Source organism: Streptomyces sp. NPDC051578 (assembly GCF_044454045.1).
GTDB lineage: Bacteria > Actinomycetota > Actinomycetes > Streptomycetales > Streptomycetaceae > Streptomyces.
In genome coordinates this window covers 34250-57690 of sequence record NZ_JBITDH010000006.1, presented here as the reverse complement: position 1 = coordinate 57690, position 23441 = coordinate 34250, and the positions used below count along the sequence as shown (strand labels likewise).

Sequence of the window (23441 nt, the reverse complement as noted above, 5' to 3'; positions counted from 1 at the left end):
ACGGGTGGGGGGTGTGGCTCACTGCCGGGTCACGCCCTCGCGCCAGATGACGGTAACGGGTTTGCCGAGCGTCCGGGCGTAGGCGACGATCTCGGCGGTGCCGCCGTGCCCGCGGGCCGGCAGGCCGTCCCAGACGGCGACCAGGCGGTCGCAGGTCTCGGCGATGTAGGTCCCGGCGGCGTAGTACGCCTCGTCGGTGGAGCGGGCGAAGCCCATCCGTACTTCCTGGGCGGCCCGGTGCCTGAGCTGCCGGTAGCGGGCCAGGGCTTCCGCGTCCGCGAAGTCGCCCTCGTAGTCCTCGCTGGGGATCACCACGGTGAGGTCGGCGCCGCATTCCAGGGCGATGCCGGCGAACAGCTGGTCCGCGCCCTCCGCGAGGCTGGAGAGCACCTCCAACGGCCCCTGCCGGCCGCACAGTACGCTTCTCAGGCTCTGCCTGACGTGGGCGAGCGCCTCGACGGGAATCGACCGGTGTCCGGTCACCCCGATGCGTTTCATACGGAAACCTGCCTCCCCCCGGGGACACGGACGCCCTGGACATCCTCCCAGAAGGCGGGAGGACGTCCAGGGGTACCGGGGCGGGTGGCTCAGTACACGCTGACGCCGTAGGCGTTGAGGGCTTCGACGACGGGCTGGAAGAAGGTGGTTCCGCCCGAGGAGCAGTTGCCGCTGCCGCCGGAGGTGAGGCCGACCGCACGGCTTCCGGAGTACAGCGGGCCGCCGCTGTCGCCGGGCTCGGCGCAGACGTTGGTCTTGATCATGCCGTAGACGATGTCGCCGTTGCCGTAGTTCACGGTGGCGTTGAGGCCGGTCACCGTGCCGCCGTGGACGCCGGTGGTGGAGCCGCGGCGGGTGACGGACATGCCGGTGGTGGCGTCGACGGCGCTGGTGATGTCCTGGCTGCCGACCGTGCCGGGCGGGACCGGCGAGTTGCTGGCGTATTTGATCAGGCCGTAGTCATTGGTGGGGAAACTGGAACCGACGGTGGTCCCGATGGTGGTGGTGTGGGAGGTGCTGGTCCACCAGGTGCCGGCGCCGTCGGTGCAGTGCCCGGCGGTGAGGATGTAGTAGTTGCTTCCGCTCTTGACGTTGAAGCCGAGCGAGCAGCGCCAGCTCGACGCGTAGATGGCGTCGCCGCCGGAGAGCAGCTTGCGCAGCTTGCCGGAGGTGCGCTCGATCCGCAGGGCCGCGGCGTCGGGCCCGGCCTCGCGGCGGATCCTGGCGATGTCGGCTGCCGTGACGGTGGAGTCGGCGGTGACCACCAGGGTGCCGGTGGCGGGGTCGGTGTTCCAGGCGGTGCCGGCGACGTCGGCACGCAGGACCGAGGCTTCGGCCGAGGCCAGCCGGGCGGCACTGAAGCCGCTGTCCTTGGTGTCCGCGCTGGCGGCGGTGGGCAGCGCGAGCGCGGCGACGGCAGCCGCGCCGACGGCGGCCGCGAGCAGCCTGGTACGGGTGATCTTGGTCCTCACTTCGTCCTCCCGGTAAGGGATCGGGGCCCGGCGGCTGTGGGGGTGCCGGTGCCTGTGAGGGAGCGGCCGGGGGCACAGGGAACGCCTCCGCGTTCGCCGTGCCCCTGACAAGTCCCTAGAGAGACGCTGACGGGAGTGTCCTGGCGTCAGATTGCTGCGGCAAGGGCGCGTTTCGGCCTCCGCTCACCCGCCTCGACCGCGAACGGCAAGGTGTTGCCCGGCGGCGGGAAGGGGCAGATGAAGTGGTCGGCGAAGGCGCAGGGCGGCAGCAGCGCCCGGTTGAAGTCGACGGTCACCGAGCGGTCCGCCGCGGGGATGCCGGGCCTCAGGAAACGGAAGCGGTAACTGGACGTGCCGCTGGTGGCGTCGGCGAAGACCGCCCAGAGACTGCCGTCCTCGTGGCCCACCGCGACCTGGAGGGTGTGCTCCACGCCCCCGTGCACGAAGCTCAGCTCACCGCCGAGGCCGAGCCCCCGGGTCCGTCCGTCGACGTTCTCGACCTGGACGGTCTGGTCCTCGCCGTAGGGCCGGAAGTGGCCCGCGAGCACGAAGGCGGGATCGTAGGGGCTCGCCTCGATGCCGCCGAAGGTGCGCCGGGCCCCGGCGGCCGGGTCGTAGACGCGGACCGCCCACTCCCCCTCCCGCAGGATCACGACGAGCCGTACGTCCCCGGCCGAGACCCGCGCCTCGGACGCCGGGCCCTCGTCGGCGGCGAGTACGGCGTCCCCGGTGAAGGGCTCACCGTCGAGACGGAGGCCGTCCCCGGGTCCGGCGCTGAGGGCCACTGCGCCCGCGGTGGCGCGCCAGCGGCCCGGAACGGCCGGAATTCGACCCTCCGGGTAGTCGGCCAGCCAGTGCGTACCGGTCAGGGCGAGTGGTCCGTAGGGGGCGGAGACGGCGGCCAGGCGGCGTTCGTGCCATTGCTTCCAGGCGGTGTCCGGGTCGCCCTCCGCGGGACCGCCCGCTTCGTGATCGCTCATGGCCCTCAGCCCTTCCACACGGGACGGGAGGGGAACCGCCGGGTACTCCGTCCGGGCCTGTCCGGGTCACCTGACAGGTGGTCAGCAGCCGTCGCAGGGACAGCAGCAGCACTCGCATCCGTCACAGCCGTCACAGCCGTCGCAGCCGCCGCAGTCGCAGTTTCCGCAGTCGCAGTCGTCGCACCACGCGTCCCGCTTGCGGCGCGACCAGGGGCCCTCGTGTTCGGTGCAGCACAGTTGGCACGTGCAGAACAGCCCCACGGCGACCGCGCAGCCCGCCAGCAGCCCGCGGCGCGGCTTCTGCGGCGGCAGCCCGGCGCCACCGCCCCAGCCGGGGCCCGCGGGGGCCCCGGGGTGCGCGCCGGTGTGCCCGCAGCCGGCCCCGAAGGCGCGGTCCACGGAGGTGCGCAGTTCGTGCACCAGCAGCCGGTGGGCGAGGCCCGCGTCGGTGAACTCCGCCTCGCGCAGGGCGAGCCGGATGCCGTGCAGGGCGTCGTCGCACAGGCGGCGCGCCTCAACGCGGGAGGTGCCGGTGGCCGTGAGGGGGTTCCAGGCGCCCGTCGCGGCGTCGGCGGCCTGGTCCTCCACGGCGTCCAGCAGGTGCGCGAGCCGCCCGAAGTAGCGGCCCGCCTCGGCGAGCGCGGCCGCGTTGCCTGGCCGTCCGGCGAGGACCGCGGTATGCGCGAAGGCGGCCGCGGTCGCGGTCTCCGTCGGCTCGGTGACCACCAGCACCTGCGTACCGGGCCCGGCCAGGGTCTCGATGCCGCCCTGCCGGTCGACGGCGTCGACGAGCAGCGCCGTGTCGAAGCCGAGGGAGGCCCCCGTACGGGCGCCGGCCCGGTCCCAGCCCCGGGCGACCTGGCGCGCGGCGGCCGCGATCGGGGCCCGCGCCAACAGCCCGTCCCGGTCGGCCACGTGGTCGCGCACCTTCGCGGAGGCCAGCACCAGGGAGACGGCGGCGGCGAGGCGGGCGCCCTCCCCGTCGGCGACCGGAGCCCTGCGCATCCCGCGCAGCGGACACGGCCCGGCGGTGCGCCGGGAACCGGCGGACGGAGCCGACTGAGCCTCCGTCAGAACGGAGACCAGCAGCCCGTCGTAGTTGGTGACGACGCGCGCGAACTGGCCGTGGTCCCCGCGAAGTGCCAGGCACAGTCCGCAGAGATGGGCGATCCAATCCGCCTTGAACCGCTCACCCAGCCGGTGCGTGCAAGGTCTGACGATGCCGAACAATTGCGCTTCCCCCGTGTGTCATACGTGTGCCCGGCGGGCATGGTATCGGGCCCGGCCGTTCACCCGTACGCCCGCAGGCCTCACCCGGACGGCGTCCGCAGTCGTATTTTCACTCAGTCAGCAGCGGCAGGCGCTCGCGGCCTTGACGGTGCAACGGATGTTCTGCACCAGTACCGTCACGAAAACCGTGCGCGCCGACTATCCACTTGGCGCGTTGTCAGCATCATGGACGACCATAGGGGCAGCGGAAGAGAAGACAACTGACCGCGGTGAAAGGAGGCGTCCATGGGTTCGGTGCGCAAGGCGAGTGCCTGGTTGGGTCTCGTGGAGGACAACGACGACGAGCGGTACTACGACGACGACTACGCGGAGGCCGTGGAGCGTCAGCACGGCGGTTCGGTGTCCGGCCCCGGGGACCAGTGGGTCACCGACCCGCGCGTCAAGGTGGCGTCGGAGTCCGCGGTCGAGCAGGGCCGGCGGATCGCGACCGTCACCCCCGACGGCTTCCGTGACGCGCGTGGAATCGGCGAGCTGTTCCGCGAGGGCGTCCCGGTGATCGTCAACCTGTCGTCGATGGAGCCGGCCGACGCGAAGCGCGTGGTCGACTTCGCCGCCGGCCTGACCTTCGGGCTCCGCGGCTCCATCGAGCGGGTGGCGACCAGGGTCTTCCTGCTGACCCCGGCCGACACCCAGATCGTCAGCGGCGAAGCGGGCGGCCGCGCCCGGGACTTCTTCAACCAGAGCTGAGTAGGGCCCTTACCGGAAGGCGTCGAGCCCGGTGAGCGCCTTGCCCAGCACCAACTGGTGCATTTCGACGGTTCCCTCGTAGGTGAGGACCGATTCGAGGTTGGTGGCGTGCCGCATGACGGGATATTCGAGGGAGATCCCGTTGGCACCCAGGATGGTCCGCGCGGTGCGGCAGATGTCGATGGCCTCGCGGACGTTGTTGAGCTTTCCGAAACTGATCTGCTCCGGGCGCAGGGTGCCCGCGTCCATGCGGCGGCCCAGGTGGTGGGCGAGCAGGATGCCCTTGTGCAGTTCCAGTGCCATGTCCGCGAGCTTGGCCTGGGTGAGCTGGAAGCCCCCGATCGGCTTGCCGAACTGCTCCCGCGTCCTCGCGTAGTCGAGCGCGGCCTCGAAACTGGCGCGCGCCGCGCCCATGGAACCCCAGATGATCCCGTACCGCGCGTGGCTGAGGCAGCCCAGCGGTCCCTTGAGCCCGGTGACGCCGGGGAGGACCGCGTCCGCGGGCAGCCGTACGTCGTCCATCACCAGTTCGCTGGTCACCGAGGCGCGCAGCGACCACTTGTGCTTGATCTCCGGCGCGGAGAAGCCGGCGCTTTCGGTGGGGACGGCGAAGCCGCGGATCCCCTCGTCGGTCTGCGCCCACACCACGGCGACGGCCGCGACGCTGCCGTTGGTGATCCACATCTTGCGGCCGTTCAGCACCCAGTCGGTGCCGTCGCGCTTGGCGTAGGTGCGCATCGCGGCCGGGTCGGAGCCGACGTCGGGCTCGGTCAGCCCGAAGCAGCCGATCAGCTCGCCGGCCGCCATGCCGGGGAGCCAGCGCTGCTTCTGCTCCTCGGAGCCGTAGCGGTGGATGGCGTACATCGCGAGCGAGCCCTGTACGGAGACCAGGGACCGGATCCCGGAGTCGGCGGCCTCCAGCTCCAGACAGGCCAGCCCGTACTGCACGGCGCTGGCCCCGGCGCACCCGTAGCCCTGGAGGGACATCCCGAGCGCCCCGATGCCGCCGAGTTCCCGGGCCAGCTCGCGGATCCCGGGCAGCTCCCCGCGCTCGTACCAGTCGGCGATCTGCGGCAGCACCCGGTCGGCGGCCCAGCCGCGCACGGTGTCGCGGATGGCGAGGTCCTCGGGGCTCAGCAACTCGTCGAGTCCGAGCGGATCGGTGGGTACGAAGGACACGTGGCCTCCCGGCGGCCGTGGAACGGAAACCTAGCGCCGCAAGTTTCTCCCCGCGCGCCCCGCCGGTCCAGCCCCTCCCCCCGGCAGCGTCGTCCCAGCCGCCCTTAGGCCCGGCGCCCCGCCGCGTCGCACTCGGCCTGCGCTCCGGCCGACCGGCCCTGCGCCGGAACCCGCAGCGCCTCGTCCGACGGCTCACCGCACTCCATGACCTTCGGCAGCTTCAACGCCATCACCGCCCCCGCGAACAGCAGGCCCGCGCTCACTACCAGCGTCACGTGCAGCCCGTGCACGAACGAGTGCCGCGCCGCCTCGTACAGCGACTCCCCCGCCGCCCCGCCCAGCCGCGCCGCGATCTGGTAGGCCTCGCCCAGGGAGTGTGCGGCGTTGCCCGAGTCCGCGGCCGGCACTCCGGGTACGTGTGCCAGCCCCGGCGCGTACGCCGCGTTCATCACGCTCCCCAGCAGCGCGATGCCCATGCCCGCGCCGAGCTGGTACGAGGTCTCCCCTATGGAGGCCGCGCCGCCCGCTTTGGCCGCCGGTACCTCGCTCAGCATGGATTCGTACGCCGCGAACAGCGTCGTCTGGAGGCCGAAGCCGAGCAGCACGAACCCGACGGTCAGCAGCACCGGCCGGTCCTGCTGCCCCATCAGCGTCAGCAGCAGCACCGCGCAGGCGGTCAGCACGAAGCCCAGCGAGACCATCGTGCGCGGCCCGATCCGCTGGAGGGTGTACGAGCCGGTCGCGCCCGCGGCCATGGCCGCGAACGTCAGCGGCAGCAGACGCAGGCCCGTCCCGAGCGGGCTCAGGTGCAGTACCAGCTGGAGGTACTGGACGGCGATCAGCTCCAGGCCCACCAGCGCGAGCATGGCCAGCACGATGCAGCCGACGGAGGTGGAGAAGGCCGCGCGGGAGAACATCCGCATGTCGATCAGCGGGTGGGGCCGTCGCCTCTGGCGCCGTACGAACAGGACGAGCAGCGCCGCTCCGAGCGCCAGCGGCAGCAGCGCCTGCGGGTCGCCGAGCTCCCGCTCCGCGCCGATCCGCTTGACCCCGAGCACCGCACCGAGCACGCCGGCCGCCGCCATCAGGGCGCCGAGCACGTCCCACGGCCCGTCGGCGGAGCCCTTCGACTCAGGCAGCAGCCAGCGGCCCACGGGGAGGATCAGCGCCATCAGCGGGATGTTGATCAGGAAGACCGAACCCCACCAGAAGTGCTGGACGAGGAACCCGCCGAGCACCGGTCCGCTCGCCGCACCGATCGCGGCGACGGCGGTCCATATCCCGATGGCGAGCGCCCGCTCGCGCCGGTCGGGGAAGACCTGGCGCAGGATCGACAGGGTGGCCGGCATGATCATCGCTCCGCCGACGCCGAGGAGGGCGCGCGCGGCGATCAGGACCTGCGCGGTGCCGGCGAGGGCGGCGATCGCGGAGGCGACGCCGAAGAGCCCGTAGCCGAACAGGAGTATGCGCCGGCGCCCGACGCGGTCGCCGAGGGTGCCGAAGAGGATCAGCAGCGCCGCGCACACCAGCGGGTAGGCGTCGACGATCCACAGGAGTTCCATGGCACCGGGGCGCAGGTCCTCGGTGACGGAGGGGACGGCGACGTGCAGGATCGTCGCGTCGAGGGCGACCAGCACGAGGCTCACGCACAGCACGCCCAGCACCAGCCAGCGGTTGGTCCCGCCGGAGGCGGCGCTGATCCGCTGCCAGGGAGACGCGGGGAAAACCGGAGGGCGCTCACCGTCGCCGGTCGTGTTCGTCCCCGACATGCATGTACCTCCCAGATGATCCCTCGCACTCGGCGGACCAGCGTCTTGTGGAGCCGCGGGGGTGGTGCGGTTGCGGCGTCCTGCGGGGTCCGGCATCGACTCGCGCGAGTGAAGGGTCAGCGTACGCGAGTTCGTCCGTCCGACACGTGGTCAAGCTCTCATCGCCCCGACGGCCTCCGTGTGGCGTGTGCCACTCCTCTTCCCCTCTTTCCCTGTACGCACGGCGGCCGCCGGTGGTCGCGGTCGGTGACGACCGGGCGGCGGCGTCGATAATCGTCCCCGTGGAAGATCTCGTATTGCGCCGGGCCGCGCCCGCGCTCACCGCGTTCGCGGCGATACGGCTGCTCGGGCTGGCCGTGCTCGCCGTGTGGTGCGCGGCGGCCGGCAGCAGCCCGCACACCTTGCTCTCGGCGCGCTGGGATTCGCTCTGGTACGCGCGCATCGCCGCCGAGGGCTACGGGTACGAGGTGGTCCTGCCGAACGGCGCCGTCCATTCCAACCTGGCGTTCTTCCCGCTGCTGCCCTGGCTGGAGCGCCTCGTCGCCGCGCCCACCGGCCTGTCCTACGGCTCCGCGGGCCTCGTGGTGTCGGCGGTGGCGGGGTTCGCGGCGGCCTGGGGGATCTTCGCCGTCGCCTGCCTCCTCTACGGCCGCCGGGCCGGGGTGGCGGCGGTGGCGCTCTGGGCGGCCCTGCCCGTCGCCGTGGTGCAGTCCATGGCGTACAGCGAGTCGCTGTTCACCGCGCTGGCAGCCTGGGCGCTGTACGGAGTGCTGCGCGGGCGGTGGCTGACGGCGGGGCTGCTGGCCGCCGGGGCGGGACTGACCCGGCCGGTCGGAGCCGCGGTGGTCGCGGCGGTGTGGGTGGGCGCCGTACTGGCCGGGCGGCGCGGCGAGTGGTCCTGGCGGATGGCGGCCGGGGGGCTGCTGGCCCCGATGGGCGCGGCGGCGTACGTCCTGTGGGTCGGCGCGCGCACGGGGACCGGGCTGCTCGGCTACCTGGACGTGCAGGCCGGCTGGGGCAACGGCTTCGACGGCGGCTGGGCCTTCGCCCGGTTCATCGGCGCCCGCCTGGCGTCGCCGGCGTTCCCCGCCGGGGTGGGGCTGATCGCCGGGGTCCTGCTGGTGCTGTGGCTGTACCGGCTGTGCGTGCGGCAGCGCCAGCCCGCGGTCCTGCTGGTGTACTGCGGGATCGTGGTGGCGCTGGCGCTGTGCGCGTCCGGGTACTTCGGCTCCAAGCCGCGGCTGCTGCTGCCCGCCTTCCCCCTGCTGCTTCCGGTGGCGGCGGCGCTCGCGAAGTGGCGGACGGGCCGGGCGGCGGCCGCGCTGGGGGTGCTGGTCATGGGGTCGGCGGTGTACGGCGCCTTCTGGCTGAACGGGTCGGGACCCCCGTGAGAGCCGCCGACCGGGGGTGATCACGGAATGGATCATTCCGTTCCATGTTTGAGCAAAGTGATTGAGCGGCGGCGATAAACGACGAGTAAGTGTGCGGATAATTGCCGCGCGGGAGTTCCAACCGGTGTCGGAATAACGGGAATTAAGTCCCGCGTGAGACCAACTCCACATCACATGGTCATCACAAAGCCCGCGATTCGCCCGGGCCGCCCTTCGCCGCGCGGTAACGTCGATTGAGTGCGTACCGACCAAATCCTTACCCGTCTGGAGCGGGTCTTCGCCCGGCTGGACCGGGAACCAGAGCGACCGGCCCATCTGCAAACCCCGCGGATGAGCCGGCACCGCGTCGTGCTCCTGGCATCGACCCTCGCCTTCTACATCGCGATCGTGGTGGCGGTACTCACCACGTCCTGGCTGGTCCGGCTGGACTGGCAGATCATGTTCTTCCGGCCCTACGAGCAGTGGCCGCAGCTGCACGCCTTCCTCGACTACCTCGTGGTCCTGGGCCAGCGCGGACCCACCGCCGTCATGGTCGCGGCCTGGCTCGGCTGGCGCTCCTGGCGCCAGCACACGCTCCGTCCGCTGATCACGCTGGGCGTGGCACTGCTGCTGCTGAACATCACCGTGGGCTCCGTGAAGCTCGGCCTCGGGCGGCTCGGTCCGCACTACGCCACCCAGATCGGCTCCGCCGAGCTCTTCGCGGGCGGCGATATATTTCCTTCGGGCCACACCGCCAACGCCGTCGTCACCTGGGGGATCCTGGCCTACCTGGCCTCCACCGTGGTCACCCGGCGGGTGCTGTCCCTGGTGTCGGCCGTCGTCTCGCTGAGCGTCGGCGCCACCACCGTCTACCTCGGTACGCACTGGGTCAGCGACGTACTGCTCGGCTGGTCCGCCGGCCTGCTGGTGCTGCTCGCCCTCCCGTGGTTCGAGCCGCTGATCGCCCGGTCCGAGGCCTACGTCTTCGAGGTGCGGGAGCGGCTGCGCAGCCGCCTGGAGGAGGGGCAGGTCTCCGAGCCGGTCGCCGCCGCGCTCGTCCCTCTGGTCTCCGCGGGCGGCAAGTGGCAGCTGCGGCGCACCGCCGAGGCGCCGGCCGCGACCGGTGCGTCCGGCGGCCACGCCCCCGCGCCGCGGGCCGTCGCCCACGGCGCCGCCCGGCCGCACGTCATCCGCTCCGAGCGCACCCCGGTCACCCCGGTCGGCAGCCGCCGTCCGGCGCACACCGAACGGGCGGGTGCCCGGGGCACCGCGGCCCGCCCGGTCGCGGGCGGCTGAGCCGCCGGACCCCGCGGGACGGTACGCACGACCACCCCCGCACCACTGCACCGCGACGGCGGGCCGGTTCACCGAACCGGCCCGCCGTCGCCGTTGATATGCCCAACCCGTCACCCCGGCGCCAGGACGTTCCTCCGTACGCGGTCACGCTTGTGTCACGGATTGTCGACAGTTCCCGCGGGGAAAAAGCGATTCCCGCATGTCCGGCCGAGGACTTCCGAATTACCGCGGCAATTCCACCGCGCGCCTCGATCGGCCACCGGACTGAACCCCCCTCAGTTTCCTCACTTCTCCTCTCCTCTCATCACTTCTCCTTCACCGACCGGTCGAGAAGGTCCCGCAGGCCCCGGATGCGTTCGGTCAGCTCCACGGGCTCGACCACCTCGAACTCACAGCCGAGCATCATGAGGTGGACGACCACGGCGTCCAGGTTCACCGCCCCGGTGCGCAGCAGGCAGTTCCCCGCGTCGACCGGCTCCAGGGTCCCGTCGCTCGGCCCGACGGTCAGGGCGGCTTCCTCCGCGGACACCTTGAGCCGTACCAGCGCCCGGGCGGCGTACACGCGCTGGGACACGCCCTGGGCGACGTACGCGGCGAGGTCCTCGGCCGGGGGCGGGCGGGGGGTGAAGCGGGGGCCGTGCGGCGGCCTGGGTTCGATCCGGTCGGCCCGGAAGGTCCGCCAGTCCTCCCGGTCGAGGTCCCAGGCGACGAGGTACCAGCGCCGCTCGGTGCAGACCAGCCGGTGCGGTTCCACGGTGCGACGGGTGACGGTGCCGTCGTGGTCGCGGTAGCCGAAGCGCAGCCGCTCGCTGTCGCGGCAGACGGCGGCGAGCCCGGTGAGCACGGCCGGATCGATGGTGGGGCCCTGGGGCCCCCTCAGCATGGGGACGGTGAACTCGTGGAGCGCGGAGACCCTTCGGCGCAGCCGGGACGGCAGCACCTGCTCCAGCTTGGCCAGGGCCCGTACGGAGGCCTCCCCGATGCCCTCGACGCCGTTCCCGGCGGCCGTGCGCAGGCCGACGGCCACCGCGACCGCCTCCTCGTCGTCGAGCAGCAGCGGCGGCAGCTCCGCCCCGGCCCCGAGCTGGTACCCGCCACCGGTGCCGGGGCTCGCGTTGACGGGGTACCCGAGCTCCCGCAACCGCTCCACGTCCCGCCGCACGGTCCTCGGCGTCACCCCGAGCCGCTCGGCCAGCGCCGGCCCGGTCCACTCCCGATGGGCCTGCAACAGCGACAACAAGCGCAACAACCGCGCGGAGGTATCCAACATCCCCGCATTCTCCCGACCCCCTCCCACCCCGGCCAACCCCTCCACCCCCCGCTCCTCCCCCACCCCGCCGGCCCGCCCCGGCCCCGTGGGGGGCACCTCCCACCGGTAGCCGGGGGAGTCCGAGCCCGGGCCGGGCCCGGGCAGGGCGTCAGCGCGGAGCCGGGTCGGGCGTCAGCGCGGGGCCGGTCCCGCCGGAGCCGCCCCGCTCGGCGAAGCCCCCGGCACCGGCGAAGCCCCCGGCGCCGGCGAAGCCGCCGGCGGAGCCACCGCCGGAGCACCCGGCAACACCAGCATCACCCCCACCCCCACCACCTCCGGCCTCTCCCCGATCACCCCCCGGTTCGCCTCGTACAACGCCCTCCAGCCCCCCGCCACCCCCCGCCGCCGAGCGATCGAGTCCAGCGACTCCCCCTCCCGCACCACGTGCATCCGCCCCGCCAGCCCGTACCGCTTCGCGCACACCGGCCACGCCTCCCACCCCTGCGTGCCCAGCACTTCCTCCGCCACCCTGATCTGCTGCTCCCGCCGCGCCAGATCGGCCCGCGGCGCGAAGACGAGCCCCCCGTACGCCTCCCAGGTCGACTGCCGGAACTGCAGCCCCCCGAAGAACCCGTTGCCCGTGTTGACCGACCACCGCCCGCTGCTCTCGCAGTCGGCCATGCAGTCCCAGGGAAACGTCCCGCCCGGCCCGCAGTCCCCCGGCCCCCGCCCGGTCACCGCGGGCGCACCGGGACGCGCGGCCGCCCCCGCGGCTCCGGGCGCCGGCGGCGGGGCCGCGGCCCCGCCGGAGGGGAGTACGAACACCAGCGCTGCGGCGGTCACGGCCGCCGACGCGGCCCACCGGTTCCGGAGGTCGGGCATCGGATCACGCTACGCACGGCCCCGCACCACCCCGCCCCGCCGCGCGGCGCACCTGTGCACCCCACCCGGACGGCCGACCGCCACCCGCCCCGCCAAACGGCCAGCTTCGGCCATCAACTGGACCCAACCGGCCCAGAGTTGCCACACATCAGAAGCACCCGTGAGGACGTTCACCCTCCCGGGTGGCCGGTTCGATTCCGTTCCCTCAAACGGCGTGACCCCGCACACCGCTCCGGCGTTGTGCCCGGCGAGCCGGGAACCACCCGGCGCCCGCTCGCCTAGTCCGAGGAGCCACCCCGTGCCGCGCATGCTCGACGTCAGTGATGAGGTACGTGCCGAGATCGGTGACGAAGAAGCCGACAGGCTGCTCGTCGGCGACGACGCGCCGGGCAGTTACGACTGCACCTCCTGCCGCACCCCCGGGGACCCCGAGCGCGAACCCACCAGCACGGTGCTGTTCGTCGGCGAGGAGACCGCCGTGCTCGCCTTCGCGCACGCCAACTGCATCCCCTCACAGGTGGTTTCCGTCTCCGAGGAGCAGCTCCAGGGCGCCGTCCGCTCGATCACCGGCGACAGCCCGGCGCCCTCCCCCTCCGTGCCCGCACCCGGCGGGGCGCCGCAGACCGTGCCCGGCGGCCAGGCCGTCCTCGGCATCACCAGCGGCCTGGTCCTGATCGGCGGCGAGCTGCACCCCGCGCTGGTGGTCGAGCCGACCGCGCCGATCGCCCGGCCCGGCTCGACCGGCCCCGGCGACGACTTCCTGCCGCTCCTCATCGAGCAGGGCTTCATCCCCGTCACCGACACCAGTGAGCTGCCCTCACCGCTGCACGGCTGGTCGGTGCTGCTCGCCGCCGGTCAGCTCCACGCGGTGCTCCAGCCGGGCCCCCAGGGCGGCAGCCCCATCCACTGGTGGCAGGCGCACCAGGCGCTCTCCGTCACCGACGGCTGGAGGGCCGCCGTCAACAAGACCCAGCGCGTCCTCGTCTACGCCGCCCCGGTCGGCTCCATCGGTCAGCAGCCCCGCGAGGACCTGCTCCGCGACGCCCTGGACAAAGCCGCGGCCGACGGCCAGCTGGTCGCCGCGTCGATGCCGCTGGCGGGTACGCCGGGCGCCTGACGCCCGCGTCCCTCCCGGTCGCCACGGCTGCCCGGCCCCTCGGCGGAGGGGCCGGGCAGCCGTGCGCCGTACCGGCACCCCACCGGCGAGCTGCGTTTTCTCCCCGGTCAGGCCGCATCCGCAGGGCTTCGGGTTCGTTGGCTGATACGTGCATTCATACGACCCCTCCCGCGCCCCGTCCTACCCGAGCAGCGTCCCCCCGATGCGCACCTCCCGGGACCGGGACACCGCTCCGGCCGCCTCGCACACCCCGATCTACGACCTGCTGTACACCGAGTACCTGCGCGCGTTCCGCGCCCTCCCCGGCGACCGTACGGGCGAGGAGCACCTGGGCTTCACCTCGTTCTCCTACGGCGCCACCTCCACCGGCGTCGCCGCCCCCGGCCCCTCGTACACCGGCGTCCCCAACCCCGGCGGCAGCAGCGGCTCGTACGGCAGCGGCTGGGCCCGTTCCTCCTGGCAGCCGGCGGACACCTGGCAGCCCGCGTACGTCCCGGCCCCCCAGCAGCAGCCCCAGCACGCGTTCGCGTACGCGGGGAGCACGGGCGGTGGGGGCTACGAGGCCAACGGCAGCGGGCGGCAGCACCAGACCGGGATGCAGCACATCCCGGCGGCCCTGCCGCCCGCTCCGCGCCGGGGCTACTGACCCCGGCGGCACGTCACCGCGTACGCCTACTTCTTCTTCTTGTACTGCGCGCCGCGCTTCTCGCGGACCCGGACCGAGATGTGGATCGGGGTGCCCTCGAAGCCGAACTCCTCGCGCAGGCGGCGCTCGATGAAGCGCCGGTAGCCGTGCTCCAGGAAGCCGGAGGCGAAGAGGACGAACCGCGGCGGCTTGCTGCCCGCCTGGGTGCCGAACAGGATGCGGGGCTGCTTTCCGCCCCGGATCGGGTGCGGGTGCGCGGCGACGACCTCGCCGAGGAAGGCGTTCAGCCGCCCGGTGGGGACGCGCGTCTCCCAGCCCGCGAGGGCGGTCTCGATCGCCGGGACGAGCTTCTCCATGTGGCGGCCGGTGAGCGCGGAGACGTTCACCCGGGGCGCCCAGGAGACCTGCTGCATCTCGGTCTCGATCTCGCGTTCGAGGTAGTAGCGACGCTCCTCGTCGAGCTCGTCCCACTTGTTGTACGCGATCACGATGGCACGGCCCGCCTCGACGGCCATGGTGATGATGCGCTGGTCCTGGACGCTGATGGTCTCGGTCGAGTCGATGAGGATGACCGCGACCTCCGCCTTCTCGACGGCGGCGGCCGTGCGCAGGGAGGCGTAGTAGTCGGCGCCCTGCTGGAGGTGGACCTTCTTGCGGATGCCGGCGGTGTCGACGAACTTCCAGGTGACTCCGCCGAGCTGGATCAGCTCGTCGACCGGGTCGCGGGTGGTGCCGGCCAGCTCGTTGACGACGACGCGGTCCTCCTTCGCGACCTTGTTCAGGAGCGAGGACTTGCCGACGTTGGGGCGGCCGATCAGCGCGATGCGGCGCGGCCCGCCGAGGGGCGCGTTGCCGAAGGTCTGGGCCGGCGCCTCGGGCAGCGCGTCAAGCACGGCGTCGAGCATGTCGCCGGTGCCGCGGCCGTGGAGCGAGGACACCGGGTGCGGCAGGCCGAGGCCGAGGGACCACAGGGACGCGGCGTCGGATTCGCCGCTGAGGCCGTCGACCTTGTTGGCGCACAGCACGACGGGCTTGCCGGCCCGGCGCAGCAGCTTGACGACGGCCTCGTCGCTGTCGGTGGCGCCGACCTTGGCGTCCACGACGAACACGACCGCGTCGGCGGCCTCGATGGCGTACTCGGCCTGGGCGGCGACGGCCGCGTCGATGCCGAGGACGTCCTGCTCCCAGCCGCCGGTGTCGACGACCTTGAACCGGCGGCCGGCCCATTCGGCCTCGTAGGTGACGCGGTCGCGGGTCACGCCGGGCTTGTCCTCGACGACCGCCTCGCGGCGGCCGATGATGCGGTTCACCAGGGTCGACTTGCCGACGTTGGGACGGCCGACGACGGCGAGGACGGGAAGCGGGCCGTGGCCCGCCTCCTCGATCGCGCCTTCGACGTCTTCGAGGTCGAAGCCTTCCTCCGCGGCGAGCTCCATGAACTCCGCGTACTCGGCGTCGCCAAGTGCTCCGTGGTCGTGCTGGTCGTTCATGAAGTCCGTTCCTCGTCGTCCGTGGTGATCGGTGGCAACCGCGCAGCGCGGTTCCACTACTAGGTCAAGTCTCGCTCAGCGCCCGGTCAGGCGCTTGGCGTCGGCCAGGTGGGCGGTCAGCCGGTCCTGGATGCGTACGGTGGCCCCGTCCAGCGCGGTGCGCGTGCGGCGGCCGGTGCCGTCCCCGGCGTCGAAGGGGGAGCCGAAGACGACGTCCACCCGGCTCTTGAACGCCGGCAGCCCCTTCACCAGCCTGCCGCGGCTCTCGGTGCTGCCGAGCACGGCGACGGGCACGATGGGCGCGCCGCTGCGCACGGCGAAGTACGCGAGGCCGGCGCGCAGCGAGGCGAAGTCGCCGTCTCCGCGGGTGCCCTCGGGGAAGATCCCGAGGGCGCCGCCGTTCTCCAGGACCCCGAGCGCGCGGCCGACGGCGGTCCGGTCGGTTCCGCTGCGGTCCACCTTCACCTGCCCGATCCCTTCCAGGAAGGGGCCGAGGGGGCCCACGTACGCTTCCTTCTTGATCAGGAAGTGCAGCGGCCGCGGCGCGGTGCCCATGACCATGGGCCCGTCTATGTTGTGGGAGTGATTCACGGCGAGGATCACGGGACCCGTGGCGGGGACCCGCCAGGCGCCCAGTACGCGCGGCTTCCACAGCCCGTACATCAGGCCGATGCCGATCCGCCGCCCGATCGCCGCACCCTTGAGGGAGGGCGTATCGCTCACCTGCGTACCGTCCGCTTCTCTTCCACCAGGGTGACCACGCACTCGATGACCTGCTCCAGCGTCAGCTCGGTGGTGTCCACCTCGACGGCGTCGGCGGCCTTGGCCAGCGGGGAGGTCTTGCGCCCGGAGTCGGCCGCGTCCCGCTTGATCAGGGCTTCCCTGGTCGCCGCGAGGTCGGTGGCCTCCTTGCCGCGCAGCTCGCCGTTGCGGCGGGCGGCGCGGGCCTCGGCGGAGGCGGTGAGGAACACCTTGAGGTCGGCGTCGGGCAGGACGGTGGTGCCGATGTCCCGGCCCTCGACGACGATGCCGTCGGCCTCCTGGGCGGCCTCGGCCGCGATGGAGCGCTGGAGGTCGGTGATCAGGGCGCGCACCTCGGGTACGGCACTGACCGCGCTGACCTTGGAGGTGACCTCCTGGCTGCGGATCGGGCCGGAGGCGTCGAGGCCGTCGACGGTGATGGTGGGCGCGCCCGGGTCGGTGCCGGAGACTATCGCGGGCTTGCCGGCGGCGAGCGCGATCGCCTGCGGGTCGTCGGTGTCGACGCCGTTGGTGATCATCCACCAGGTGATGGCCCGGTACTGGGCACCGGTGTCCAGGTAGCGCAGCCCGAGCTTGGCGGCCACGGCCTTGGACGTGCTGGACTTGCCCGTGCCGGAGGGACCGTCGATGGCGACGATCACAGCGGCCGGAGCTGCGGTTTCCACGGTGCGGGCACCTTCCTGGTTGCGCGTGCGTGTCCGGGCGCGCCAAGAGCGCCCCTCCCCCAGGTTACCGGGCATTTCCAGCGCCCCCACCGCCCCGGCCGGAGCCCGGCCTCCCGGGCGGCGCCCCACGGGCCCCGGGCGGCCCGTGCGCTACTGCTGGCGCAGCGCCCAGCCGCGCTCGCGCAGCTCTGCCTCCAAAACGGCCACGGCCCGCGGCTCCACCATCAGCTGTACGAGGCCCGCCTGCTGGCCGGTCGCGTGCTCGATCCGTACGTCCTCGATGTTGACCCCGGCCCGGCCGGCGTCCGCGAAGATCCGTGCCAGCTCGCCGGGGCGGTCGCTGATGAACACCCCGACCGTCTCGTACGCCATGGGCGCCGCGCCGTGCTTGCCCGGGACCCGGACCCGGCCGGCGTTGCCCCGCCTCAGTACGTCCTCGATGCCGGCGGCCCCGCCGCGCCGCTTGGCCTCGTCGCCGGACTGGAGTCCGCGCAGCGCCTCCACCGTCTCCTCCAGATCGGCGGCGATCCCGGCCAGTACGTCGGCCACCGGCCCGGGGTTGGCGGACAGGATCTCCACCCACATCCGCGGGTCGGAGGCCGCGATGCGCGTCACGTCCCGGATGCCCTGCCCGCACAGCCGGACCGCCGTCTCGTCCGCCTCCTCCAGCCGGGCCGCCACCATGCTCGACACCAACTGCGGGGTGTGCGAGACCAGGGCCACCGCCCGGTCGTGCGCGTCCGCGTCCATCACCACCGGGACGGCCCGGCACAGGGCCACCAGTTCCAGGGCCAGGTTCAGCACCTCGTGGTCGGTGTCGCGGGTGGGCGTGAGCACCCACGGCCGGCCCTCGAACAGGTCCGCCGTCGCCGCGAGGGGACCCGACCGCTCCTTGCCGGCCATCGGGTGCGTGCCGATGTACGCCGACACGTCCGCGCCGAGCGCGGCCAGCTCCCGCCGGGGTCCGCCCTTGACGCTCGCGACGTCCACGTAGGCCCGGGCGAGGCCGCGCCCGATCGCGTCGGCCAGCGCCGCCGCCACGTGGGCGGGGGGTACGGCCACGACGGCGAGGTCGACCGTGCCTTCGAGGGGCTCGTCGGTGCCCGCGCCGAGGGCGGCGGCCGTACGCGCCTGCGCGGGGTCGTGGTCGACCAGGTGGACGGTGATGCCCCGGGCGGTCAGGGCGAGCGCCGCGGAGGTGCCGATCAGTCCGGTTCCGATGACGACGGCGGTTCTCACGGGGCGCTCCAGGGTGATCGCGTGACTGCGGGCCTGACTCAGGGTAGCCAGCCCCGGCGGGCGGGGCCCCGTCGCCCGCTGCGGTAGAACAGGCGCATGATCTTCCACATCGTCCCGCTCGCCGACTGGACCGCCGAGCCCGACCTCCCGTACGCCCCGGCCTCGCTCGCGTCGGAGGGGTTCGTGCACTGTTCGGCGGACCGTGCGACCGCGCTCGCGATCGTCGAGTCCCACTACCGCGAGGCGCCCGGCACCCTGCTGGCCGTGGAACTCGACGAGGGCGCGCTGCTCCCGGAGGTCCGCCGTGCGGGTGAATCCGGCGGCCGTTACCCGCACGTCCACGGTCCGCTGAACCGGGACGCGGTCAGTCACGTGTGGGAGGTCGTACGCACACCAGGCCGTCCCGTCTCCCTGGCCCCATGGCGGCCGGGAACCTGAGACGAGGTCGGACAGCATGGCGCGGCGGGCTTTCCCCGGGGGCCCGTTGCGCGCCAGGATGCTGCTCGCCCAGCGGCCACGAAGCGAGGAGAACGTTCATGAGCGACCCCAACCCCACCGCCCGGCGCACCGTACTGGCGGCCGGGGCAGTGGCCCTGGCCGGCGGCGCACTGGCCGCCTGCGGCAGCGAGGACAAGCCCGCGAAGGGGACCGCCAGCGCCCCGGCCACGGACGGCGCCGCCGCCACGCCCTCCGCCGGAGGCGGCGCCAAGCCGCTGCTGAAGTCCTCGGACGTCCCCGTCGGCGGCGGGACGATCCTCAAGGCCGAGAAGCTGGTGGTCACCCAGCCCACGGCGGGCTCCTTCCGCTGCTTCTCCGCGGTGTGCACGCACCAGGGCTGCCTCGTGGGCACCGTGGCGAACGGCACCATCGACTGCCCCTGCCACGGCAGCAAGTTCAAGGTCGCCGACGGTGCGGTGGCCCACGGCCCGGCGACCCGCCCGCTGCCGGAGCAGCAGATCACCGTCGCCCCGGACGGCAATATCTCGCTCGCGTGAGCGGCGCGCCCCCGCCTACGCTCCGGGGATGAACGAGCCGACCACGCCCGAGGAGACCCGTCTCGCCCTCGTACGCGACCACACCGTCTACGCGTGCGTGACGGGCTCCCGGGCGTTCGGCCTGGCGACGGAGGCGAGCGACACCGACCGGCGCGGTGTCTACCTCGCCCCGACGCCGCTGTTCTGGCGTTTCGAGAACCCGCCGACGCATGTGGAAGGGCCCCGGGAGGAGGAGTTCTCCTGGGAGCTGGAACGTTTCTGCGAACTCGCGCTGCGCGCCAATCCGAACATCCTGGAGTGCCTGCACTCCCCGCTGGTGGAACAACTCACCCCGACGGGCGAGGAACTCCTGTCCCTGCGCCCGGCCTTCCTCTCCCGCCGGGCCCACGCCAGCTTCACCCGCTACGCCGCGAGCCAGCACCGCAAACTCCTCGCGGACGTCCGCGTCCACGGCGCCCCGCGCTGGAAGCACGCCATGCACCTGCTGCGCCTGCTCCTGTCCTGCCGCGACCTGCTGCGCACGGGCCGCCTGACGATCGACATGACGCGGCACCGCGAGCGCCTCCTCGCGGTCAGGCGCGGTGAACTGACCTGGGCGCAGACGGACACCTGGATGTCCCGCCTCACCGAGGACTGCGACCTCGCCCTCACCACCGGCCCGCTTCCGGCGGAGCCGGACACCGCCCGCGTGGCGGACTTCCTCCACCGCGCCCGCCGCGCGTCGGCGGCGTAGCCGCGCCCGGGCCGGCTCGGGCCGCCGGGGCTCAGGCGTCCCAGAGCGCGCCGAACTCCAGCAACTCGTCGCGGTGCTCGATCCGCTCCTGCCAGGCGGCGGGCCAGGCGCGGGCGCCGAGGTGGGCGCCCGCGAAGGCGCCGGCCAGGCAGGCGATCGAGTCGGAGTCGCCCTTCGTGCAGGCGGCTCGGCGCAGGACCGTCAGGGGGGCCTCCGGGAAGAGGAGGAAGCACTGGAGGGCGGTGGCGAGGGCCTCCTCCGCGATCCAGCCGTCGCCCGTGGTCAGGCAGGGGTCCGTCTCCGGGGACGGGTCGCGCAGGGCCGCGGCGAGGCGGTCGAGGGCGTCGAGGCATTCGTCCCAGCCCCGCGCGATGAAGGACTGCGGGGTGGCGTCCTCCCCCGTGCGCATCCACAGGTCGCCGAGCCAGCGCTCGTGGTAGCGGGTGCGGTTGTCCAGGGCGTAGGAGCGGAGCAGGCCGACCAGTCCCGTGGGCTCGGTGCCCCGCGCCAGCAGACGGACGGCGTGCGCGGTCAGGTCGCCGGCGGCGAGCGCCGTCGGGTGGCCGTGCGTGAGGGCCGACTGGAGCTGGGCCGCACCCGCCCGTTCCTCCTCCGTCCAGCCGGGGACCAGTCCCACCGGGGCCACCCTCATGTTCGCCCCGCAGCCCTTGGAGCCCGTCTGACTGGCCTCGCGCCAGTCCCGCTGCGGCTCGTCCAGCAGCCTGCAGGCCCGCAGGCAGGTGTTGCCGGGGGCCCGGTCGTTCTCCGGGGAGTGGTACCAGTCCACGAACTCCTCCCGGACCGGCCCCGTCAGCCGCAGCGGGCCGACCCGGCCGCGGCCGGTCGCCGTCCGGATGCCGCGCGCCAGCGCCAGCGTCATCTGGGTGTCGTCCGTGATGTAGGCCGGGCTGGGCAGCCGCATCTCCCGCCAGGGGCCGGCCTTCGCGAGGATCGACGGCACGTCGTTGAACTCCGTCGGGAACCCCAGGGCGTCGCCCAGGGCGAGGCCGATCATGGCGCCGGTCGCGGCGCGCTTCGTCGCGGGGGCCTTGGGCGGCGCCGCGGTCGTCGTCTGCGTCATCGCGGGGGTCCTTCCGTGGGGCGGAGCAGGGGCGGGTGCAGGGCCGTCGCCGGCCCGGGGCGGTAGAGCGCGGCCGGTTTGCCGCGGCCACCGGTCAGCCGGGCGGCTCCGGGAACGGCCTCGACGAAGCCGGGCGTGGCAAGGACCTTGCGGCGGAAGTTGGGACGGTCCAGGGCGGTGTCCCAGACGGTCTCGTAGACGGCCTGGAGCTCTCCGAGGGTGAACTCGGGCGGGCAGAACGCGGTGGCCAGGCAGGTGTACTCCAGCTTCGAGCCGACCCGGGAGCGGGCGTCCGCGAGGATCACCGCGTGGTCGAAGGCCAGGCCGGCCGCCCGGTCGACCGGTACCCACCGGGCCCGGTCGGCGTCACCGCCGCCCTCCGCCGCGGGCTCGGGCATGTCGGGGACCAGCGCGGTGAAGGCCACCGACACCACCCGCATCCGGGGGTCCCGGTCGGGTTCGCTGTAGGTGCGCAGCTGTTCGAGGTGCAGGTCTGCCACCAGGCCGGGTGACAGGCCCGTCTCCTCGGCGAGTTCCCGGCGGGCGGCCGTCTCCGCCGACTCGCGGGGCAGTATGAAACCGCCGGGGAGCGCCCAGGCACCGGCGTACGGTTCCCGGCCGCGCCGGATCAGCAGGACGTGCAGGGCGCCGGCCCGTACGGTGAACACGGCGAGGTCGACCGTCACGGCGAACGGCTCGAAGGCGCGGGGGTCGTAGGCCGTGTTCACCGCTCCCCCGTGCCCGGCTGCCGGACGTTCTCGGGCAGCGGGTCGGCGAAGTACCAGCCCTCTGCGAGGAGTTCGTCGACCGCCGTCACGGCCGCCGCCAGCCGTGCCCCGCGGTCGCCGCGCATGACGAGGAAGCGCCTGCCGGTCCGCTCCAGCTCCTCACGGAACCGGCCGGTCATCCAGGGCCGCAGGTGCTCTCCGTCGCGCAGGCCGTCGTCCTCGAACGGCACGTCCGCGTCGTCGGTCAGCAGGTACAGGTCGCGCCGCGTCAGGGCCGCGATCTTCTCCGTCTCCTCGCTGCGGGCCCCCAGGTACCGCTCGTGCCAGATCCCGGTGGCGAAGGAGTCGGTGTCGCAGAACAGCACCGGCGAACCCAGCCGGGCGGCGCGTTCCTCCTCCGCGTCCTGGCGGCGGGCGATCACCGGGAACTCCCGGGAGGCGAAGGTCACGTCCGCCCAGGAGGCGTCCGGGTCGGCGGCCCGCGCCGCCGCGAGCTTCTCCTCGCTGTACCGGCGCCCGTACTCGGCGACCCAGCCGGTCTTCGACCACACCCCGCCGCGCCGCCGGTAGTGGGCGGCGAGGTCGCGGGACAGGGTCGTGGTGCCCGTGGACTCGGCGCCCAGGACGACGACCCGCCGGGTCAGGGAGGCCCGTACGCCCGGGCCGAGGAACTCCCAGCAGGCGGCCGGGTCGGCCCGTACGGCCGTACCCGACACCGGGAACAGGGACCGCCGCCGGTCCACGAGGACCTCGTGCGCGCCGAACCGGCGCGCGAGTTCGCCCCCGTACTCCTCCGAGGTGAAGACGGCGTCCACGCGCCGGGGCACCGCGGCCCGGAAGATCGCCATGTGGGCCTCCCAGACGGCCGGGTCGTGCAGGTCGACCGGGATGTCGTCCACCGCGCCGACCACGTGGGCACCCGGGTGCTCCTCGCGCATCCAGGCGACCCGGTCCGCCAGCGGAACCGATTCGACGGAGGCCGCGCAGACCAGGACGGTCAGCCGCTCGCACTGGTCCTGGGCGGTGCGCACCAGATGGTGGTGTCCGGCGTGCGGCGGGTAGAACTTGCCCAGCACCAGCCCGTGCCCGTACCGCTTCCCCCCGCTCGCGCCGCGCGCGCCGCTCATGCCGTGGCCTCCACGGCCTCACGGGCGGCGCGGCCCGGCAGTTCGCGGCGCCAGCCCGCCAGCCCGGCCACGCACAGCAGGAGGAAGCCGCCGTAGAGGACCGAGGTCAGGTACAGCCCCTTGTAGACGTACAGCGGGATGTAAACGAGGTCGGCGGCGATCCACAGCCACCAGGACTCCAGGAGCTTGCGGCACTGTCCGTAGGTGGCCATGAGGGACAGCGCGGTGGTCAGCGCGTCCCAGAACGGGACGGTGGAGTCGGTGACCCTGCCGAGCAGCAGCGTCAGTGCGAGCATCCCCACCGCCCCCGCCGCGGCGAGCCCGGCCCATTCGGCGCGCGTGGTGCGGCGCACCGGCAGGGCCCCTGCGGTTCCTGGTCCACCCCCGTGGGTCCAGGACCACCAGCCGTACGCGGCGAGGGCGATGAAGACGATCTGCAGGCCGGCGTCGGCGTAGAGGCCGGTCCGGGCGAACAGCACGATGAAGAAGACGTTGTTGGCGATGCCGATCGGCCAGTTGGCGATGTGCTGCCGGGCCACCAGCCAGACGCACAACGCACCCGTGGCCGACCCGAGGATCTCGGTCCAGCTCGTGTTCCAGCCCATGACGGCCCCGCTCTCTTTATAGTCATGATGACTATAAACAACGGGGGCCGCCAACGGAAGAACCCGCGGCGCCCGAAGGCAC

At 73.3% G+C, this 23441-nt stretch carries 24 protein-coding genes; 8 read left to right on the top strand and 16 right to left on the bottom strand.

Features of this window, described 5'->3' with window-relative positions:
• Nucleotides 1-18 precede the first annotated feature (18 nt).
• The 4 genes from ACIA6C_RS23900 to ACIA6C_RS23885 all read right to left on the bottom strand — a co-directional run bounded on the left by ACIA6C_RS23900 (nucleotide 19) and on the right by ACIA6C_RS23885 (nucleotide 3679).
• The gene (locus tag ACIA6C_RS23900) at nucleotides 19-498 is read right to left on the bottom strand and encodes a hypothetical protein (protein ID WP_399278786.1); all 480 of its coding nucleotides are present in this window, start codon (nucleotides 496-498) and stop codon (nucleotides 19-21) included.
• A gap of 89 nt (nucleotides 499-587) precedes the next feature.
• Entirely contained in the window at nucleotides 588-1469 is an 882-nt protein-coding gene (locus tag ACIA6C_RS23895) for a S1 family peptidase (protein WP_399278784.1), read from the bottom strand.
• Nucleotides 1470-1615: 146 nt separating this feature from the next.
• Complete coding sequence (locus ACIA6C_RS23890; RefSeq protein WP_366081827.1) at nucleotides 1616-2449, bottom strand: DUF1684 domain-containing protein; 834 nt, start codon at nucleotides 2447-2449, stop codon at nucleotides 1616-1618.
• Between the two features lie 81 nt (nucleotides 2450-2530).
• Nucleotides 2531-3679 carry a DUF5685 family protein gene (locus ACIA6C_RS23885; RefSeq protein WP_399278781.1) on the bottom strand — a complete coding sequence of 383 codons (1149 nt, stop codon included), beginning with the start codon at nucleotides 3677-3679 and terminating at the stop codon, nucleotides 2531-2533.
• A gap of 285 nt (nucleotides 3680-3964) precedes the next feature.
• On the opposite strand from ACIA6C_RS23885, the gene ACIA6C_RS23880 reads away from it, so the two are divergent.
• Nucleotides 3965-4426 carry a cell division protein SepF gene (locus tag ACIA6C_RS23880; RefSeq protein ID WP_136214944.1) on the top strand — a complete coding sequence of 154 codons (462 nt, stop codon included), beginning with the start codon at nucleotides 3965-3967 and terminating at the stop codon, nucleotides 4424-4426.
• A 9-nt stretch (nucleotides 4427-4435) separates the two neighbouring features.
• Here ACIA6C_RS23880 and ACIA6C_RS23875 read toward each other — a convergent pair whose 3' ends face one another.
• The gene (locus ACIA6C_RS23875) at nucleotides 4436-5605 is read right to left on the bottom strand and encodes an acyl-CoA dehydrogenase family protein (protein WP_399278779.1); all 1170 of its coding nucleotides are present in this window, start codon (nucleotides 5603-5605) and stop codon (nucleotides 4436-4438) included.
• Between the two features lie 104 nt (nucleotides 5606-5709).
• Nucleotides 5710-7374 (bottom strand): MFS transporter, encoded by a 1665-nt coding sequence (locus ACIA6C_RS23870; protein ID WP_399278777.1) that lies wholly within the window; start codon nucleotides 7372-7374, stop codon nucleotides 5710-5712.
• 281 nt (nucleotides 7375-7655) lie between these two features.
• Between ACIA6C_RS23870 and ACIA6C_RS23865 the strand changes: the two genes are divergently transcribed.
• Both ACIA6C_RS23865 and ACIA6C_RS23860 read left to right on the top strand, forming a co-directional pair.
• The gene (locus ACIA6C_RS23865; RefSeq protein WP_399278775.1) at nucleotides 7656-8765 is read left to right on the top strand and encodes a mannosyltransferase family protein; all 1110 of its coding nucleotides are present in this window, start codon (nucleotides 7656-7658) and stop codon (nucleotides 8763-8765) included.
• A gap of 237 nt (nucleotides 8766-9002) precedes the next feature.
• Entirely contained in the window at nucleotides 9003-10040 is a 1038-nt protein-coding gene (locus ACIA6C_RS23860) for a phosphatase PAP2 family protein (protein ID WP_361133097.1), read from the top strand.
• 304 nt (nucleotides 10041-10344) lie between these two features.
• Here ACIA6C_RS23860 and ACIA6C_RS23855 read toward each other — a convergent pair whose 3' ends face one another.
• Complete coding sequence (locus ACIA6C_RS23855; RefSeq protein ID WP_399278772.1) at nucleotides 10345-11310, bottom strand: helix-turn-helix transcriptional regulator; 966 nt, start codon at nucleotides 11308-11310, stop codon at nucleotides 10345-10347.
• A gap of 171 nt (nucleotides 11311-11481) precedes the next feature.
• Nucleotides 11482-12171, bottom strand: a complete 690-nt coding sequence (locus ACIA6C_RS23850) for a transglycosylase family protein (protein WP_399278770.1) — start codon at nucleotides 12169-12171, stop codon at nucleotides 11482-11484.
• A 298-nt stretch (nucleotides 12172-12469) separates the two neighbouring features.
• Between ACIA6C_RS23850 and ACIA6C_RS23845 the strand changes: the two genes are divergently transcribed.
• Both ACIA6C_RS23845 and ACIA6C_RS23840 read left to right on the top strand, forming a co-directional pair.
• Entirely contained in the window at nucleotides 12470-13288 is an 819-nt protein-coding gene (locus ACIA6C_RS23845; RefSeq protein ID WP_361133089.1) for a hypothetical protein, read from the top strand.
• Between the two features lie 202 nt (nucleotides 13289-13490).
• The gene (locus ACIA6C_RS23840; protein ID WP_399278768.1) at nucleotides 13491-13934 is read left to right on the top strand and encodes a hypothetical protein; all 444 of its coding nucleotides are present in this window, start codon (nucleotides 13491-13493) and stop codon (nucleotides 13932-13934) included.
• 26 nt (nucleotides 13935-13960) lie between these two features.
• Here the strand turns inward: ACIA6C_RS23840 and der are convergent, their stop codons facing one another.
• The 4 genes from der to ACIA6C_RS23820 all read right to left on the bottom strand — a co-directional run bounded on the left by der (nucleotide 13961) and on the right by ACIA6C_RS23820 (nucleotide 18090).
• A complete protein-coding gene (gene der / locus ACIA6C_RS23835) occupies nucleotides 13961-15424 on the bottom strand; it encodes a ribosome biogenesis GTPase Der (protein WP_399278766.1) in 1464 nt (487 codons plus the stop codon).
• A 75-nt stretch (nucleotides 15425-15499) separates the two neighbouring features.
• On the bottom strand, nucleotides 15500-16087 hold the full coding sequence (locus ACIA6C_RS23830) for a lysophospholipid acyltransferase family protein (protein ID WP_399279099.1): 588 nt from the start codon (nucleotides 16085-16087) through the stop codon (nucleotides 15500-15502).
• Nucleotides 16088-16143: 56 nt separating this feature from the next.
• A complete protein-coding gene (gene cmk / locus ACIA6C_RS23825) occupies nucleotides 16144-16851 on the bottom strand; it encodes a (d)CMP kinase (RefSeq protein WP_361133079.1) in 708 nt (235 codons plus the stop codon).
• A 150-nt stretch (nucleotides 16852-17001) separates the two neighbouring features.
• Nucleotides 17002-18090, bottom strand: coding sequence for a prephenate dehydrogenase (locus tag ACIA6C_RS23820; protein ID WP_366079940.1), 1089 nt, complete (start codon nucleotides 18088-18090; stop codon nucleotides 17002-17004).
• Between the two features lie 96 nt (nucleotides 18091-18186).
• On the opposite strand from ACIA6C_RS23820, the gene ACIA6C_RS23815 reads away from it, so the two are divergent.
• From ACIA6C_RS23815 to ACIA6C_RS23805, 3 genes are all read left to right on the top strand, one after another.
• A complete protein-coding gene (locus tag ACIA6C_RS23815) occupies nucleotides 18187-18528 on the top strand; it encodes a DUF952 domain-containing protein (protein ID WP_361133074.1) in 342 nt (113 codons plus the stop codon).
• 98 nt (nucleotides 18529-18626) lie between these two features.
• On the top strand, nucleotides 18627-19085 hold the full coding sequence (locus ACIA6C_RS23810) for a Rieske (2Fe-2S) protein (protein ID WP_361133071.1): 459 nt from the start codon (nucleotides 18627-18629) through the stop codon (nucleotides 19083-19085).
• 28 nt (nucleotides 19086-19113) lie between these two features.
• Complete coding sequence (locus tag ACIA6C_RS23805; RefSeq protein WP_399278763.1) at nucleotides 19114-19818, top strand: DNA polymerase beta superfamily protein; 705 nt, start codon at nucleotides 19114-19116, stop codon at nucleotides 19816-19818.
• Nucleotides 19819-19849: 31 nt separating this feature from the next.
• On the opposite strand, the gene ACIA6C_RS23800 is transcribed toward ACIA6C_RS23805, so the two are convergent.
• Genes ACIA6C_RS23800 through pnuC form a run of 4 tightly spaced genes read right to left on the bottom strand, consistent with a single transcriptional unit; the run spans nucleotide 19850 to nucleotide 23359 of the window.
• The gene (locus ACIA6C_RS23800; protein WP_399278761.1) at nucleotides 19850-20899 is read right to left on the bottom strand and encodes an ADP-ribosylglycohydrolase family protein; all 1050 of its coding nucleotides are present in this window, start codon (nucleotides 20897-20899) and stop codon (nucleotides 19850-19852) included.
• The gene (locus tag ACIA6C_RS23795; protein WP_399278759.1) at nucleotides 20896-21627 is read right to left on the bottom strand and encodes an NUDIX hydrolase; all 732 of its coding nucleotides are present in this window, start codon (nucleotides 21625-21627) and stop codon (nucleotides 20896-20898) included. Before ACIA6C_RS23795 ends, ACIA6C_RS23800 begins: the two co-directional genes overlap by 4 nt.
• A complete protein-coding gene (locus tag ACIA6C_RS23790) occupies nucleotides 21624-22754 on the bottom strand; it encodes an AAA family ATPase (RefSeq protein WP_399278757.1) in 1131 nt (376 codons plus the stop codon). Before ACIA6C_RS23790 ends, ACIA6C_RS23795 begins: the two co-directional genes overlap by 4 nt.
• The gene (gene pnuC / locus ACIA6C_RS23785; RefSeq protein ID WP_399278755.1) at nucleotides 22751-23359 is read right to left on the bottom strand and encodes a nicotinamide riboside transporter PnuC; all 609 of its coding nucleotides are present in this window, start codon (nucleotides 23357-23359) and stop codon (nucleotides 22751-22753) included. Before pnuC ends, ACIA6C_RS23790 begins: the two co-directional genes overlap by 4 nt.
• Between the last annotated feature and the right edge of the window lie 82 nt (nucleotides 23360-23441).